At 59.0% G+C, this 14,460-nt stretch carries 11 protein-coding genes and 1 pseudogene; 6 read left to right on the top strand and 6 right to left on the bottom strand.

Annotated elements, in window-relative coordinates; all coding sequences use genetic code 11:
• Positions 1-236 precede the first annotated feature (236 nt).
• The 6 genes and pseudogenes from QRN51_RS12325 to QRN51_RS12305 all read right to left on the bottom strand — a co-directional run.
• A pseudogene (locus QRN51_RS12325) lies at positions 237-1,910 on the bottom strand (amidase); the annotation flags it as partial.
• A gap of 1,274 nt (positions 1,911-3,184) precedes the next feature.
• Complete coding sequence (locus QRN51_RS23270) at positions 3,185-3,679, bottom strand: TetR/AcrR family transcriptional regulator C-terminal domain-containing protein (protein ID WP_350224974.1); 495 nt, start codon at positions 3,677-3,679, stop codon at positions 3,185-3,187.
• Between the two features lie 424 nt (positions 3,680-4,103).
• Complete coding sequence (locus tag QRN51_RS12320; RefSeq protein ID WP_284990137.1) at positions 4,104-4,376, bottom strand: hypothetical protein; 273 nt, start codon at positions 4,374-4,376, stop codon at positions 4,104-4,106.
• Between the two features lie 40 nt (positions 4,377-4,416).
• Complete coding sequence (locus QRN51_RS12315; RefSeq protein WP_284990136.1) at positions 4,417-5,637, bottom strand: NAD(P)/FAD-dependent oxidoreductase; 1,221 nt, start codon at positions 5,635-5,637, stop codon at positions 4,417-4,419.
• 20 nt (positions 5,638-5,657) lie between these two features.
• Complete coding sequence (locus QRN51_RS12310; RefSeq protein ID WP_284990135.1) at positions 5,658-5,984, bottom strand: 2Fe-2S iron-sulfur cluster-binding protein; 327 nt, start codon at positions 5,982-5,984, stop codon at positions 5,658-5,660.
• Positions 5,985-6,077: 93 nt separating this feature from the next.
• A complete protein-coding gene (locus tag QRN51_RS12305; protein ID WP_284990196.1) occupies positions 6,078-6,353 on the bottom strand; it encodes a cytochrome P450 in 276 nt (91 codons plus the stop codon).
• Positions 6,354-7,090: 737 nt separating this feature from the next.
• Between QRN51_RS12305 and QRN51_RS12300 the strand changes: the two genes are divergently transcribed.
• The 6 genes from QRN51_RS12300 to QRN51_RS12275 all read left to right on the top strand — a co-directional run bounded on the left by QRN51_RS12300 (position 7,091) and on the right by QRN51_RS12275 (position 14,448).
• Positions 7,091-7,774 (top strand): nuclear transport factor 2 family protein, encoded by a 684-nt coding sequence (locus QRN51_RS12300; protein WP_284990134.1) that lies wholly within the window; start codon positions 7,091-7,093, stop codon positions 7,772-7,774.
• 1,322 nt (positions 7,775-9,096) lie between these two features.
• The gene (locus QRN51_RS12295) at positions 9,097-10,641 is read left to right on the top strand and encodes an ABC transporter substrate-binding protein (protein WP_284990133.1); all 1,545 of its coding nucleotides are present in this window, start codon (positions 9,097-9,099) and stop codon (positions 10,639-10,641) included.
• 123 nt (positions 10,642-10,764) lie between these two features.
• Complete coding sequence (locus tag QRN51_RS12290; protein WP_284990131.1) at positions 10,765-11,769, top strand: ABC transporter permease; 1,005 nt, start codon at positions 10,765-10,767, stop codon at positions 11,767-11,769.
• Positions 11,766-12,668 (top strand): ABC transporter permease, encoded by a 903-nt coding sequence (locus tag QRN51_RS12285; RefSeq protein ID WP_284990129.1) that lies wholly within the window; start codon positions 11,766-11,768, stop codon positions 12,666-12,668. The genes QRN51_RS12290 and QRN51_RS12285 overlap by 4 nt, the downstream gene beginning before the upstream one ends.
• Positions 12,665-13,648 (top strand): ABC transporter ATP-binding protein, encoded by a 984-nt coding sequence (locus QRN51_RS12280; protein ID WP_284990128.1) that lies wholly within the window; start codon positions 12,665-12,667, stop codon positions 13,646-13,648. The genes QRN51_RS12285 and QRN51_RS12280 overlap by 4 nt, the downstream gene beginning before the upstream one ends.
• On the top strand, positions 13,645-14,448 hold the full coding sequence (locus QRN51_RS12275) for an ABC transporter ATP-binding protein (protein ID WP_284990127.1): 804 nt from the start codon (positions 13,645-13,647) through the stop codon (positions 14,446-14,448). Before QRN51_RS12280 ends, QRN51_RS12275 begins: the two co-directional genes overlap by 4 nt.
• Positions 14,449-14,460 lie beyond the last annotated feature (12 nt).

Here is a 14,460-nt window from a genome sequence, read left to right as displayed (position 1 = left end):
TTGTAGGCATTGGCATGGGTCGACCAGCTCCCCACGATCCGAGTTCCTTCCAGCACTGTCGGTACAGGTTGCCCGTCCACGAAGGCTGCACACTCTGATGCTCTACCTGCCGTTACCGTTGCGACGAAACGGACAGTGGTGTTGGTGGTGGTTCTTTCTACCTCGACGTCTTCGATTCGCACCTCGAGAGAGTCCGATCCGGGAGGGAGGCTGACCGGAAAAAGCGCCTCCCCCGGTAGCGGTGGCGTTCGCGGGGGTACGGTGCGTCGTGGTCGGAGTTTTTCCATCGTTGAGGCCAGTTGCAGTAGGCGCATGTCGTCGTATGCAGGGCCAGCGACGGTGACGCCAACCGGCATCCGGGTATCTGACATTGTCCCCAATGGAAGGGTCCAAGTGGGAATGCCAAGGTGTCGCGGTACGAGGTTGCCGTTCGAAACCCAGACGCCGTTGCGCCAGGCGACATCGGCAGACGACGGGTTAACATCTGAGTCGGAGGGTCCAACGTCAGCGGCGGAAGGGAATATCACGGCATCAAAGCCGTTTCCTGACAACCAATCCTCGAAGTCCTCTTTGCGTGTGCGTTCGAGACCACGCAACCCGTCTTCGAGAGTCGCAATATGCTTCCAATCGGTGACCCCATCCTTGGCCATTGCAACAAAATCTGAAAGGTCGTAGGCAATGTCGAACTCAAAGATGCCGTATCTGTCAGGCAGGGCTCCTTTGGGCTGCGGAAAGATGAGTTCAGCCTTCGCTTTGGCCAAGCCATCGATTGCCGGGTCGCCGTTCTGACGCAGGAAGTTGTCCAGCGCCCAGGCCGACAACATTCCGACTTCATCGCTGAGGAAGTCTTTGCGCACCCATCCTCGATCAACAAAATCCCGATCGCCGTCGTGGAGCCGCTCGTAGTTGTCCACTACAGGGAATGGAGTCTCGATGACCTCGGCACCGGCCGTCCGCAGATCATCACACAGCCCCTCCCACAGGTCCATAATCGATTTCCGGGTCTCAATAGGGTATCTGCTCGTCGGGTCAGCATTCACGTAGTTCCGGGGTACCGCCAAGCGAAGCCCGGCCAATGGAAGGTCGGGAATGGCGGCATATGAATCCGGCCGCATCGTGGACGGCTTTGGTAACGGGATCCACGGCTGCAAACGCCACAAATCGCCTTCCGACGATGGGTCGTCAGCGACGATGACGTCGAGTATGTGCTTCATGTCGGAAATCGAACGGGTGTGCGGCACAACAACGTCCATCGTCGGCACAAGGGGCCAGTTGCCTCGGACGGAGATGAGGCCGCGAGAAGGCGTGTATGCGACCAGCGAGTTGTTCGAGGCCGGCGCTCGCCCTGAGGACCAGGTCTCTTCGCCGAGACCGAAGGCCGCGAAACTGGCCGCGGTCGCGGTCCCGGAACCATTGGAGGAACCGGAGCCGAACGCCGATGTCAGAAATTCGCCGCTATAGGGAGATTCTGCTCGCCCGTAAACACCGCGCTGCATGCCTCCCGCGGCCATAGGAGGCATGTTCGTAAGACCAAGGAACACGGCCCCAGCATCCCGAAGACGTGAAATCGCGAACGCATCTTCACTGGCCGTCAAGTTGGCGAAAGCCGGTGATCCGGCAGCAACCGGCAGGTCCCGGACGCAGTAACTGTCCTTTGCGGTGAAAGGTATACCGTCCAACGGCCCAAGCACCGTCCCCCGTGAACGCCGGAGGTCTGAGTTCCGGGCCTCCGCCAACACACTGGGATTGATTGTCGATACAGAATTCAGCCTAAGTCCGGAGCGATCATAAAAGGCGACGCGGTTAAGATACCGGATCACTAACTCGACGCTGCTCACGAGCCCGGCCTCAAGTGCGCCGGACAGGTCGTCGATGTCGGCTTCGACGACTGTGAAGCTCCGCAAATCCATGGTACTCACTCTCAAGTGGAAGGCCCAGGCTACTAACTGAAGGGCATGTGATTTAAAACATACACCGTTTGTTTGGGTAGTACTAGGCCCTTTAAAGCAGGCAAGCTTATCTATTGACAAGGCATTTCCCGCACCATTCCGTCAGATCTTGATCGATTCCCGGACAAGTTTTTTTCACAGCCTGTCCCCAGCTGGCTTGGCCCTTTGTCTGCTCCATTTCCCCCAGAAAGCCTGTTTGCCATGACATTTTCGACCTCAAAGGCCCCACCCCGCAGACGCCCCTCCCCCTGGACGCGGTAATCGGTCTGAGCAGGAAAGGGCTGCCCAGAGGACAGGTTGGTGTTCTCGGTGCACTGGTAGTAGGGATCTCGACCTGCGCGCCGGCAACCACTCTGGCAGCGTCAAAACGGACCAGAGGCAAGCGTCGTTGGCGATCAGATGCCGGCCGTCTTTCTCGTGGGATTCATCCCGATGCTTCTTGTCACTCTCGGATACAGGCCCCGAACACCGCCATGCTCGACTCAGAAAACCTCATTTACCTGGGGATCCCGCGCGTTCGGACCTTGGCTTGGATGGCTTACCGGGTGAGCTCGTAGCTTTCACCGCGCTTGTTCTTTTCAATCTTGCCGGAATTGCCGTCGATTTTTTTATCAAACAGTAGCCATCGCCCTTATAAATAAGTCGTGCGTCGGTCTAACCGACAACCACCTAATCAACCTCGTGACATGCTTGACATTCATGGCACTGTCGACGGTATCTGCTACCTCGGGATGACCTCGGCCAAGATCTTCCAGTACTGCACAGTCGCGTTCCAGATGGCGATTCTGGGGTGGTTCCTCATCGCGCTAGGCAAGGAAGCTGCGTCTGCTGACAATCCTGCTGGACCCATGCCCGATATTTCATGGTTTGACCCCACCCGGATAAATAGTTTCAGCGCCTTCTCAGCGGGACTTGCGGTCTCGATCTTCGTTACTGGGGCTGGGCCACTGTCCCCACAACGGGAGAAGAAACCAAAGTCTCGCGGGGTCCTACTTCCACGGAGAGCACGGCGGCATCGATTCTTCTGATTCTTCTGGTGGTTGTGTTCGTTAGGCATAGCAGCGGCGACGCTCTCCATCGCCGGGCCAGGAGACACCGCAAACAGTCTTGGAAATCCGGGCATAGCCGAGAACGTGTTCATGGTTCTCGCCCACCCAGTGATGGGTCCAGCCGCGATCTTTCTTTCCTTCGCCATCCTCCTCGGCGCAATGGCATCAACAAACTCCACAGCGATCTCACCCGCACGCAACCTGCTGGCCTTCAGAAAATGCGCTGCGTCCTGGCCTGGCGGACGCTACCAACATACTCAAACCCATCTCGAACGCGCGTGACGCGACTGGATCACTTGGGTCCTCAGTCGACAAGGACGCGAACGCCAATGAAAACCTCGGAAGTCGCTCTTCTTGGCCAGTTGGATCGAACACGATGCTGGGCCCCGACATGTCAAGAACACTTCCTAAAATAAAGGACTCGAAGGCAGTCAATAGTGGCAGGACGTCCCTACTTGTCCATCCAACGGCTTCTGCCGCGACCACAAAATCCTCGTACTCCGATAGCAGGACGGGTGACGAGGCACGCGTTGTCATCAATAACGGAACCACTCGCGGGTGACCGGCGAATGCCAGCCTGTACGAATACGCCCATAGCCGGAGTCCTTCTTCCCAAGGGCATTCCCGAAGAGGCCGCGAATCGATGTCTGCAGAAACGATCGCCCTCACGTCTTCAATCATGGCGGCGCGATTTGGTACATGGTTATACAGCGAGGTGGGGTTTACACCGAGCGTCGCCGCGACGCGGCGAATACTGGCACCGTCGGCGCCGACGCGGTCAACGAGGGCGAGGGCGGTACTGGCAATCAACTCGCGGCTTAGCAGAGGTTGGGATGGGCGGGCGATGGCTGACCTCCTTGGGGATCTGATACCCACCCTACCCATCATGGCCAACATGACTGGACAGCGGGTTGAGTTCAATGCCGCGAAGCCAATATGCAGAGCTAAGAACTGCGGTTTAGATCCGATTTCGACCCCTATGCGCCCAAGAATTGCCTCGGAACGCATCGTGATGTCTCCCGTTTTTGCAAAAGACAACACTCGACGAGCTCGCTGTCTATGTCCACTACCTAGCGCACGGAGGTCAGCAATGAATAAGACAACGTCACTCGACGGCACCACCCCGGCTATCAACTCCACCGCGGCCCGGACCGGCCCTCATCATCGCGGCGGCAGGAGCGTTCTGCGATCGGCAATCCAAAAGGGTATGGCCGTGCTGCTTGCGGATCGCTTCACTGTCCATGAGTACGATCCACCATTCACCTCCAAGCATCGGCGTCGCCGAGCAGCTCTCCCCCACAACCAGACGGGCGACCCGGCTGAAGGCGACGCGTCGTTGCGTCCTTTTTGCCGATGCGTCGATGGCTGTTTCGGACATAGTTTCTCCTGCTGAGAGGGAAAGGTGACTGGTAACTGCTCTATGCGGGGTCTAGCGATGCCTGTTGCGCATGTGCTTTCAAACTGAAGCCGGGAGCTTGGGCTTCTTCGGGCGACGGACCGAGTCCTGCCGTCAGCAGCTTTCGGGCAGCGATGTGATCGCCTGCGGCGTTTACGGATTCCACGGCGACGAGTCGTCCAACGCGGTGGCAGAGCACCGAGAACTTGGCGGTCTCGGGGTTTCCGATGACCGTAGCTGTGTCACCGGCAGCCTGTATGCCGGCCATTGGCAACCGCAGAGAGCCTTGTGTCGACCAAAACCAAGGGGTCTCCTCGTAGTTGTCTGCTGCATGGAGGATCACTTGTGCTGCGTGGCGTCCGTGTGCGGCCGCGTTTTGAACGGACTCGAGCCTGATTCTGGAACCGGTGAGGGAGTTCGGAAAACTGGCGCAATCGCCGATAGCGAAGATTCTAGGGTCAGAGGTTCTAAGCGCCTCGTCTACCAGGATTCCGTTGTTAGTCTCCAGACCGGCTTGGGCAGCGACTTCGTCATTAGGTATGACGCCCACGCCTACAACAACAAGATCAGCGGTATATCGGGCGCCAGTCATGGAATGGGCGGCGCATACATGACCGTTGTTGTCGCGTTCAAAATGGCTGAGGCCCTCATTAAGACGTAACCTAACGCCATTGCGTTCGTGTGCAACGCTGAACCAGTCGCTCATGACAGGACTAAGAGCCCGGCTCATCGGCCGCGAGGCGAACTCCAGTACGGTGACTTCGCACCCGTATGCCTTTGCGGCCGATGCGAACTCCAAACCGATGAAGCCAGCGCCGATAACGACCACGTCTTCTGCGGCGCTCAGTGCCCGCTGCAGGCGCTCTGCGTCCGTTATGGTTTTCAAGCTGTGTATGCCAGCTAAATCCGCTCCCGGGCAGGATAAGGACCGATTTCGTGAACCAGTGGCCATGAGGAGGTAGTCGTAGGGCAGCGATGTCCCGTCTGCGAGAGTTACAGTTTGAGCGTGCCGGTCAATGGTGGATGCGGCCACACCCGTGAGCAGATCAATGCCGTGGTCAGTATAGAAGGACGCTGGCCGGAGAGGCAGCGCTGCCAGGTGGCCGGTAGGAACGAGGTAGTCCTTGGACAGGGGTGGCCGTTGATAAGGCAACGTCGCCTCGTCGGCAACTATCGTTATGCTGCCGGGGAAACCGCCTGATCGGAGGGAGTCTGCCGCCTGAACGCCTGCCTGGCCGCCCAAATTATCACAACATTCATTGCTCAGACCTGATCCGTGGGGACGTCAACAATAATGGTCTCCAAGTGCGCCCCGACGCTAACCTGGCATCCGAGGCGGGATCGGTTGGTGCGCTCTGCCGTGGTGCAGTCGAGCATTTCGTCCTCGTCCTCGCTGATTTCAGGCAGCGCATCTTCGAACTCGGGGCGGATGTAGACGTGGCAAGTCGCACACATGGCCTGGCCGCCGCATTCTCCGACTATTCCTTCAACGCCATTGGCGACTGCTGCCCGCATAAGCGAAGAAGTCTTCTCGGAGACAGTTACAGTGTCAGAGTGTCCAGTGGGCTGGACAAAGGTGATGGTTGGCATGATTTTCCTTGAGCAGTTGGTGGGCAGAGTCAGTTCCAGAGGACAGGCATTTTTATGAGTCCACGGAAGACCCAGCCGGCGTCTACGGAGGCGTTATTCGGGTCGAGCCGCATGTTCGGCAGCCTGTCGAAGAGTGCGGGCATCGTATTTGGCCACCTGGGCGCGGGCAATCCAGGTCCCGGCGCAGAAGTGGGCACCGCCACCAAAACCGAGATGCGGTTTTTTGGGTCGGTGGATGTTGAACGTCTCTGGATTTGTGAAAACGGCGGGGTCACGGTTGGCAGCTCCCAGCACGACGCCTAGCCGCGCGCGGGCCGGCAAACGCACGCCCTCCAGTACGGTCTCCCGCGTGGTTTGACGAGGATCCATGCCAATGGGGGCGACCCAGCGGACAGATTCTCCGAACGCTACTGAGTGCAGCTTGGGGTTCGCAAGGACGTCAGCCAGTTGCTCAGGGTTAGACAACAGCGCCCAACCGTCGTTGCCAGGACGTCCCGGCATCGCTCCGACAAAGGGGCATCCGGGCGGCACATCAAACCGCCACAGAGCGTAGAAGCGATGATAACCCTGGCTGAAAAGCTGTATGACACGTCCACTAATGCCTCACCTCCAGGTTAGGGATTACCCAACGACATTGACGTGCACAGCAGCTACCCCAGCAGGCCATCCCATCGTGGGCCGGGCCCCTTGCCCTGTCGGCCTACCTCCTAATGCCGTGGTTGCCCACTCCGGCGCTGCCGCCTGACGCCCCATCGGCTTCGCACTACGCGGCTACGGGCTTGGCGTTGATCTTGTCCGCGACAATCCTGGTGTCCTTCAGCGATCCCTTGTCCGGTGCCGCAGATGACGGTGCCCGCTTTGTTGTTCAATGCCCCTCCACCGCACATCAGATGGATGAGCCCCCGCATCATGGCCGATTGTCCAGGGGAAAACGACTGCCACAGCTGCCCCGTGGCTGGAGGGCCGCCATTGGACGCGCTTCGGAGCTCCTAGCCTTTCGGCGTTTCAGATTACGCTTCTGACTCTTATATCGTCTAGCAGTGAACTTGTTTTTTGGGGTTTAGGCTTGATTTTACAGCCACTTCGCTTCAGAAGTAATTCACTGCTTGACTAAAATAACAGCTCTACGTAATGTGGCTTCATTCGGAAAACTGGTGACGAAGGCAGGACGGCTGGACTGGCTTGTCGCCCAAAATGCAGCGTGGGCAGTCGACAACAAACCTGCGCAGTTGACAACTAAGGAGTGTCAGACGATGAATCATGAGGATCTAACGCGGCATCTGATAGCACTGGAGCGTCGGGTCGAAAATCTCGAGTCGGCACAGGCGATAGCCACGCTTCACCACAAGTACATTCGCGATCTAGCGGCGCGCGACTGGCAAGCAGTGGCTTCCGCCTACACGGAGGACGCGGTATGCGACATCCGCCATCACGGAGTGCACCGGGGACGCGACGCCATCGGCGCGATGTTTACTAAGGAATTGGTTCCCGTCGTGCACAGCAACGATGGCTACATCCTGTCGTCGCCGGACATAGTGGTAGATGGAGACACGGGGCGCGCCACGTGGACGTGGCACCGGCTGCAGGCTGATTTTAAAACGTCCCTCGGCATGCTTCGAGTATGGGGTCCATGGTCCGAGGGGCGCTACGAGACGGAGTATGTCCGGCAGGACGGTGAGTGGAAAATCTCCAAACTTTGGTTCCGTGTCCACGCGCCCGATCCTGATCAGGAGATGGTCGACATCGGTATCGCTGGCGGCGTGATCGGTGGTGGAACTCGGCGGATTTGAAGTCCCGTTGACATGGGCTGGGTCGCCAATGTCGCACTGGAGAGATGCTCGATCACCTTTATTTTATCGAGTCCGCATTCTGCCCAGGTCTTGAGAGGCTCGTACGAAGTGGGAAGGCAGGAAGCCGGACCGCCAAGGTCCAACGGCCAACTTCAGCGCAATGGTTGGCGCTGATGAGCCGAACCCGCTCGGACTCGTTCGTCATGGGGCTTCAGACCAGGGAGCAAGCTCCATTGCTGGCCGACCAAGAGGAAACCAACCTCAACCAATTGGCGATGTAGCGCCAGGGCGGAAAGATCGGCGAACCGCACGGACGGCAAGACCTGCCGTCCGTGCTTTCTGCGTCGCGACAACTTCCTGGCCTCATTCGGAGACGCCCAGCACGTACCTGGTCAGGTCGAAGCGCCGGGCTTGCCAAAACATCGGAGAACTTAAATCGGCCGCTCGAGCAGTGGGACTTAAATCAAAGGCGAGCTGGGGAGTACCTGTCGCAGCCGAATCCGGCTACTCGCCGGCGCCCCAAATAACACATCTGCTCGTGTCCGAGCTGACCCGTTGACCCTCGTCCCGGTGTCGTGCCGGGTTCCCAACTGCGCCCGCGCAGCGCACGTGCAACGCGACGTCGGAATGCCGGCGTGATGGGATGGTTCACCTATCCTCCAGCAAGGCCGCCTCAAGACAGACGAAATTGGCGGTAGAACCGCTCCCGTCCTCGACGTCGGTTTGGCGGAGCGATTTTGCAGCTTAGCCTCAGTTATGGGGCCGCAGTGACATGCTGTTTGGCGGCTATGCCGTTCGCGGCTGCGAGCGACCGTGACGACCACTCCTTGGTATGGACCCGGCATGCGGACAGATCAGCTTCCACCGCTTTATCCCGGTCGTCGGGCATGGGTCAAGAGCCGTCGGCAATTGATTGGGGCCTGCACCTTTACCTCAAGCCGCAGACCCACGCCGTCTAGCCTACCGCGACGGCGTACTCTGCCCACGATGCCCCGCTGCATATCGATCAAGGCGGGGTTCACCCTTGGATAACGCGAAGCAATCAGTTCAGTCGTGAACTGTCGAGAATTTCCTCATCCATCCTAGTCCCCGCCTTTCCGGGAATTTTTGAGCTAGTCTGGCCTCAAAGTTTCCCAAATATAATTCAGTTGTTGACTACATCACATTTTGCTCTTAGCCTTGTTTTGATGCAGGACCCCGGCCGCAAAAACAAACGGCGGTACTTCGACAACCGCGAAGCCGCTCGACCTCAACGAAGACGACAGCTCCGCAGCACGTGATATCCCAAGAGACTCATTCCATCGCACTACAGAGGAGTAGAGATGGCTCAAATTTGGAAGCCCCGAACCGCCTACCTATCGGGAGCGGCGCTTCTCGTCGCCGCTACCCTGGCCCTCAGCGCATGTTCCGGCAACGGGACAGGTGAAGGCCTGTCGCAAGCCAACCTCGACGAGGTTCATATCGATCTGTCTACCGCAGTGACCTCGATTGATCCGGCCGCGGGCCCGTACTTGTCCGACTCAGTGATCGTTGGATTGACTACTGGCCGGCTGGTGCAGTTCGTCAAGGGCAGTGCGACCAAGACGGAGCCCATGCTCGCCGAGAGCTTGACCGCTTCTGATGACGCCAAGAACTATACGGTCGTTCTTAAGCCCGACTTGACGTTTTCCGATGGTTCGCCTTTGACGAGCACAGACGTGGTTGCCTCCCTCACCAGGTTGCGCGACACCCCTGGTCCCAATCAAAGCTATGCCGAGCTCATCGCCGACCTGGCAGCGCCGGACAAGACAACAGTGAAGATCAGCCTGAACGCTCCCTCTGCGGACTTTGGGCAGATGCTGGCAGTGCCAGCGATGGGCATCCTTCCCGCCGCAGCGGCGACAGATAAAAACTACTTCCAGGGTAAGCCGGTCTTCTCCGGTTCTTACGCTCCCGAGGGAAATGTCAAGGAAAATTCGTTCACACTGGTCAGAAACGAGAGGTTTGGAGGAACGAAGCCCAAAATCAAGAAGCTGGCGTTCAGCGTCGTGGCCGACAGCCCGACCAGCGTCAAGCGGTTGCAGAGCGGAGATGTTGACCTCGTTCCCACATTGCCACAGGACGTGTCGGATCAGATCTCAGGGGACCTGACGGCTCCGATGGTCGACGGCTTGGCGAGTATGTTCATCGTGCCGAATAACCGCGAAAGCAGCTTGTTCCATGACGCGCGCATCCGCAAGGCCATAGCGTGGGCTATCGATCGCAAGACACTCGCGACTCCGGCGTACGGCGCTGATGCCAAAGTACAGACCGGTCCTTACCCTGTCATAGCCGAGTACCCACAACCCGTAAATGTCTATTCCCAGCAGGATGTCGCGCAGGCGAAGGCGCTGCTCAAAGGGACGGCTTGCCAAAGCGGCTGTACATTCACCGCCAGCTACTTCGCCAGTGCTTCAGACGACGCTGGACGTGTGGCCACCGTGCTACAGCAGCAGCTCGAGCCGCTTGGGATGAAAATGAACATTCAGCCCGTCGAGGATCAGCAGTTCATCCAGAACTCCATCAATGGCGGATTCGACCTCAACGTCGTGACTTTCAGCAAGTTCAATGTGCCGAGTTCCGCCGAGGGCATCTTCGATCCGAAATCCACCATGTGCATTTTCGCTGGATGCAACAACGATGAAATAGAGCCCGCGTTCAGAGCCTTGTTCGGGGCGCAGACACCACAACAGCAGGAAGCGGCATCCACTCACGTTCTGCAGGTTTTCGAGGACTGGACTCCGATCATCCCCATTGCAGGTGTGACGAGTCGCTACGGTGTTCGCTCGAATCTCGTTGACGTAATTGGCCTGCAGCCGAACTCGGAGTTCTGGATTGCAGGGCAGTAGGCTGCGCGCCGACGTGTGGGATGGCGTGTTCCCTGGGGCACAAGGAAACTATTTGAAAGTTGCCGCTGGCATCCTCCTTCCTGACAAGCCGGCTCCTTCATTTCCGGCGTCTGGTCAGCACGGATGAGCGCTACAGTAGAGGTGATTTCAACCACCCCCAGCGGCCACGGAAGGCAGCGCGGCTGGAAGCGTTTGATGCGGAGAGTCGCGCGGAGCGTTCTGCAGCTCGTGATTGTTGTCGTGCTGATTGTGGTCGGAACTGCCGTGCTTGTGCGTCTGGTGCCCGGCGATCCTGCCCAGTCAATTTTGGGTATGCAAGCTACGCCCGAATCACTGGCTGCACTGCGCGCTCAGCTTGGTCTGGACCAACAGCTCTCTTCCCAGATCCTGAGTCAGCTCTCAGGGCTCATGCACGGAGACTTCGGGACTTCGATGACAACGCAGCGGCCCGTTATTTCCATGGTTGGCAGCGCACTTCCCATCACGCTGTCGCTAGTGGTCACGGGAATTCTGTTCGCGCTGGTTATCTCCTTCCCGCTTGGTCTCCTGCCGGCCTTCGGAATGGGGCGCCGGGGCATTCATGCCCTCCGTATCTCAATGGTCGTACTTGTTGCCATTCCGTCCTTCCTGGTCGGAATCTATCTATTGATCTTGTTCAGCGTTCAGCTTCATTGGGCGCCCGCGGGAGGTTGGTCGAAGGACGGGCTGAATGCGTTGCGCTACCTTTGGCTTCCCAGCCTGGCCCTTGCACTGTTCATGACGCCGATCTTCGTCCGATCCATTGAGCGAGAGACGACGAGGCTGATGGGTGAGGAATTCGTGGAAGCCGCGATCAGTCGTGGTATATCGCGGGTGTCCCTGATCACCCGCCACCTCTTGCCGAACGTACTTCTTCCCGTCATCACTCTCGTCGGGTTCAGTATGGCGGTACTTATTGGAGGTGCTGTGATCATTGAGGCGCTGTACGGGATTCCGGGAATCGGTTCAGTGGTGGTGACCGCTGTCGGGCAGCGCGATTACCCGGTGATCGTAGGGGTGACGGTCTTCACAGGGATTTTCACGGTCGTCATAAGCCTCATCACTGACGTCGTCTACACCATCGCTGACCCAAGGGTACGTGTCCAATGACTAACATTCCTCTCAACACTCTCGTCGCCGCGCAGCCTAGGAAGCGACGGTCCAAAGAGCGCGGCTCGATGCCCATAGTTGCTGGCGTTCTGGTGCTGGTGTTCTTCATCGTCATGAGCTTCCTTGCCCCTATCCTGGTCGGACATGGCCCGAATGCAGTGAGTGGTCCCCCGCTGGACCCGCCCTCTCCTGGGCACCCGTTCGGCACAGATGTTCTCGGGCGCGACGTTTTCGCCCGCACGTTCGTCGCCGTACACGTCGACTACCTGGCAGCAGTACTTGGCGCATTAATTTCCCTAGCCATCGGCACCATTTTGGGCACTCTGGCCGGCACAGCCAGGCGGACGCAATGGGGTACGGTCCTGATGCGGGTAACGGACGCGCTCATTGCCGTACCCTTTCCGCTGCTGATTCTCATGATCCTGCTTACGGTAGGGAATCAGGTCAGTGTGCTGGGGACGGCTCCGGGAGTGTTTCAAATCCTCGTCGGTGTCGTCACCGTGGGCTGGTCGATTTACGCGCGGCTCGCACGGGCGGAGTCTTCCGGACTGAGGTCGCGGGAGTATGTTATTGCCGCCGAACTCATGGGGTATGGGAAGTATCGGATTACATTCCGCCACATCATGCCTGCGGTGATTGCGGTCACAGGGACTTACGCTGTCGCCGACGCCGTGATGATCGTCGGGTTCGTGGCCAGTCTCCCGTTCCTGGGGGCCGGGGTCCCACCGCCCACTCCGGAGTGGGGATCCATGATGTACGAAGGACGGGCGTCGATTGTTTCCGCTTGGTGGCAGGTCATATTTCCTGCGCTTGCTCTCACCGTCTCGGCAGTCGCAGCGTCGATCATCGCCGACGGATTGCTTGATCGAACTTCGAAGAAACTGAGGAGACACGAATGACTCTGCATACTGCGTCGGGTGCGCAGCCAACCCTGCGAGTCCGAGACCTTGAGTTCTCGTTAGGGGACAGCGTCCGGCTGGGCCCGATCAACTTGGAGGCCGCGCCCGGAACGACCTTGGGTGTCGTAGGAGAAACGGGTTCGGGCAAGTCGCTGCTGTGCCGCGCTCTCGTCGGAATGCTAAGCCTCACCGGTGGAACTATCGATGCTGGCTCAATTAAGTTCCAGGGCGAAGAGTACGCGCGGGCCGACCGCCGCCGGTGGGCTCACTTGCGACAGCGACGCGTCGGGTACATGCCGCAGGCCTCAATGGCGGGCCTCAATCCTGTGCGCAAAGTGGGTGGTCAACTTACCGAGATTCTCGCCGGCTCCCGGGCAGCGAAGGTCGAGAAGGCGCGCTTGCTGATGCAACAGGTACAGATGCGCGATCCTGACCAGGTTCTTCGCAGCTATCCACATGAGCTCTCCGGCGGGATGCGTCAGCGCGTGATGCTGGCATTCGCGCTGGCAAGCGATCCAGCTATTGTGGTCGCCGATGAACCAACGACAGCACTGGATGCGACAGTCCAGAACGAGGTGCTCCGCCTGATCCAGCAAGTGCAGAAGGAACGCGACATGGCCATGGTGCTGGTCTCCCATGACATGCGCGTGATCCGCCGCGTATGCGATCAAGTGGCGGTGATGTATGGCGGCCGCGTTGTGGAGATGGGCCCCACAACGACCGTTTTGTCCACACCGTCCCATCCGTACACGAAGGCGCTGCTACAGGCAGATCCTATGCTTGCCCAGCGCAAGACGATGCTCGGTGCCATCGGAGGCGCGCCCCGTCCTCCCGCCGAATGGCGGGACGGTGGTTGTGTCTACCGTGAACGGTGCCCACTGGCCACTGAACTTTGCGCCAGGCTGGTGCCTGAACTACGGACCGTGCGCGAGGGTGCCACTGCGGCGTGCCACTATGCAGAGGAGGTCCTGGCGGCGTGAGCGACATTCCGGCAGTCGAGCTATGTGACGTTCGCTATCGCTACAGGAGAAGCGGCCCTGAAGTCTTGAAGGGCATCTCTCTCACAGTTGGCGCCGGCACGATCATGGGCCTCGTGGGTGAGAGCGGATCCGGGAAGTCAACCTTGGGAAGACTGATAGTAAATGAGCGCCAGCCGACTGGGGGCAGCATTCTCATCGAAGGTAGCCGCTGGGATAGCCAATCGCGGAAAAACGGCCAGCGCCGATCTGTGCAGATGGTATTTCAGGACCCGTTTGCCGCACTGAATCCTTATCTGACCCCCGTCGCCGCCGTAACTGAAGCGGTTGCCGTCGCGGACAGGCAAGGACTACCCACCGCACGGGAGCGTGCGATCGAGCTGCTCAGGCAGGTCGGTCTAAGTGGCGCCATCATCGATCGCGCGCCCAGTTCCCTTAGCGGCGGCCAACGACAGCGGGTGGTGATCGCGCGCGCCTTGGCCTGCCGCCCTCGGATCCTGGTGGCTGATGAGGCGACGTCCGCGCTCGATGTGTCTGTGCAGGCACAGATTCTGAACCTTCTCATGGGGCTGCAGCGGGATCTCGGATTGACGATGCTCTTTATCAGTCATGACATATCGGTTATAGACCACCTGACCGATGAAGTGGCCGTCCTCAAGGATGGCCTGATCGTCGAAAGCGGCGCGACGGAGCAGATCCTGAACGCGCCGCAGCACGACTACACTCGCGCTCTGCTCTCGGCGTTCCGAGAATCCGATCGCGAGCAGGACATGGACAGCATGAACCGGGGCCAACAGGTCTGAGTCCCCGCGGAC

The sequence above is a fragment of the Arthrobacter sp. efr-133-TYG-120 genome (assembly GCF_030209785.1).
Classification (GTDB): Bacteria; Actinomycetota; Actinomycetes; order Actinomycetales; family Micrococcaceae; genus Arthrobacter.
This window is presented reverse-complemented; position numbering and strand designations above follow the sequence as displayed.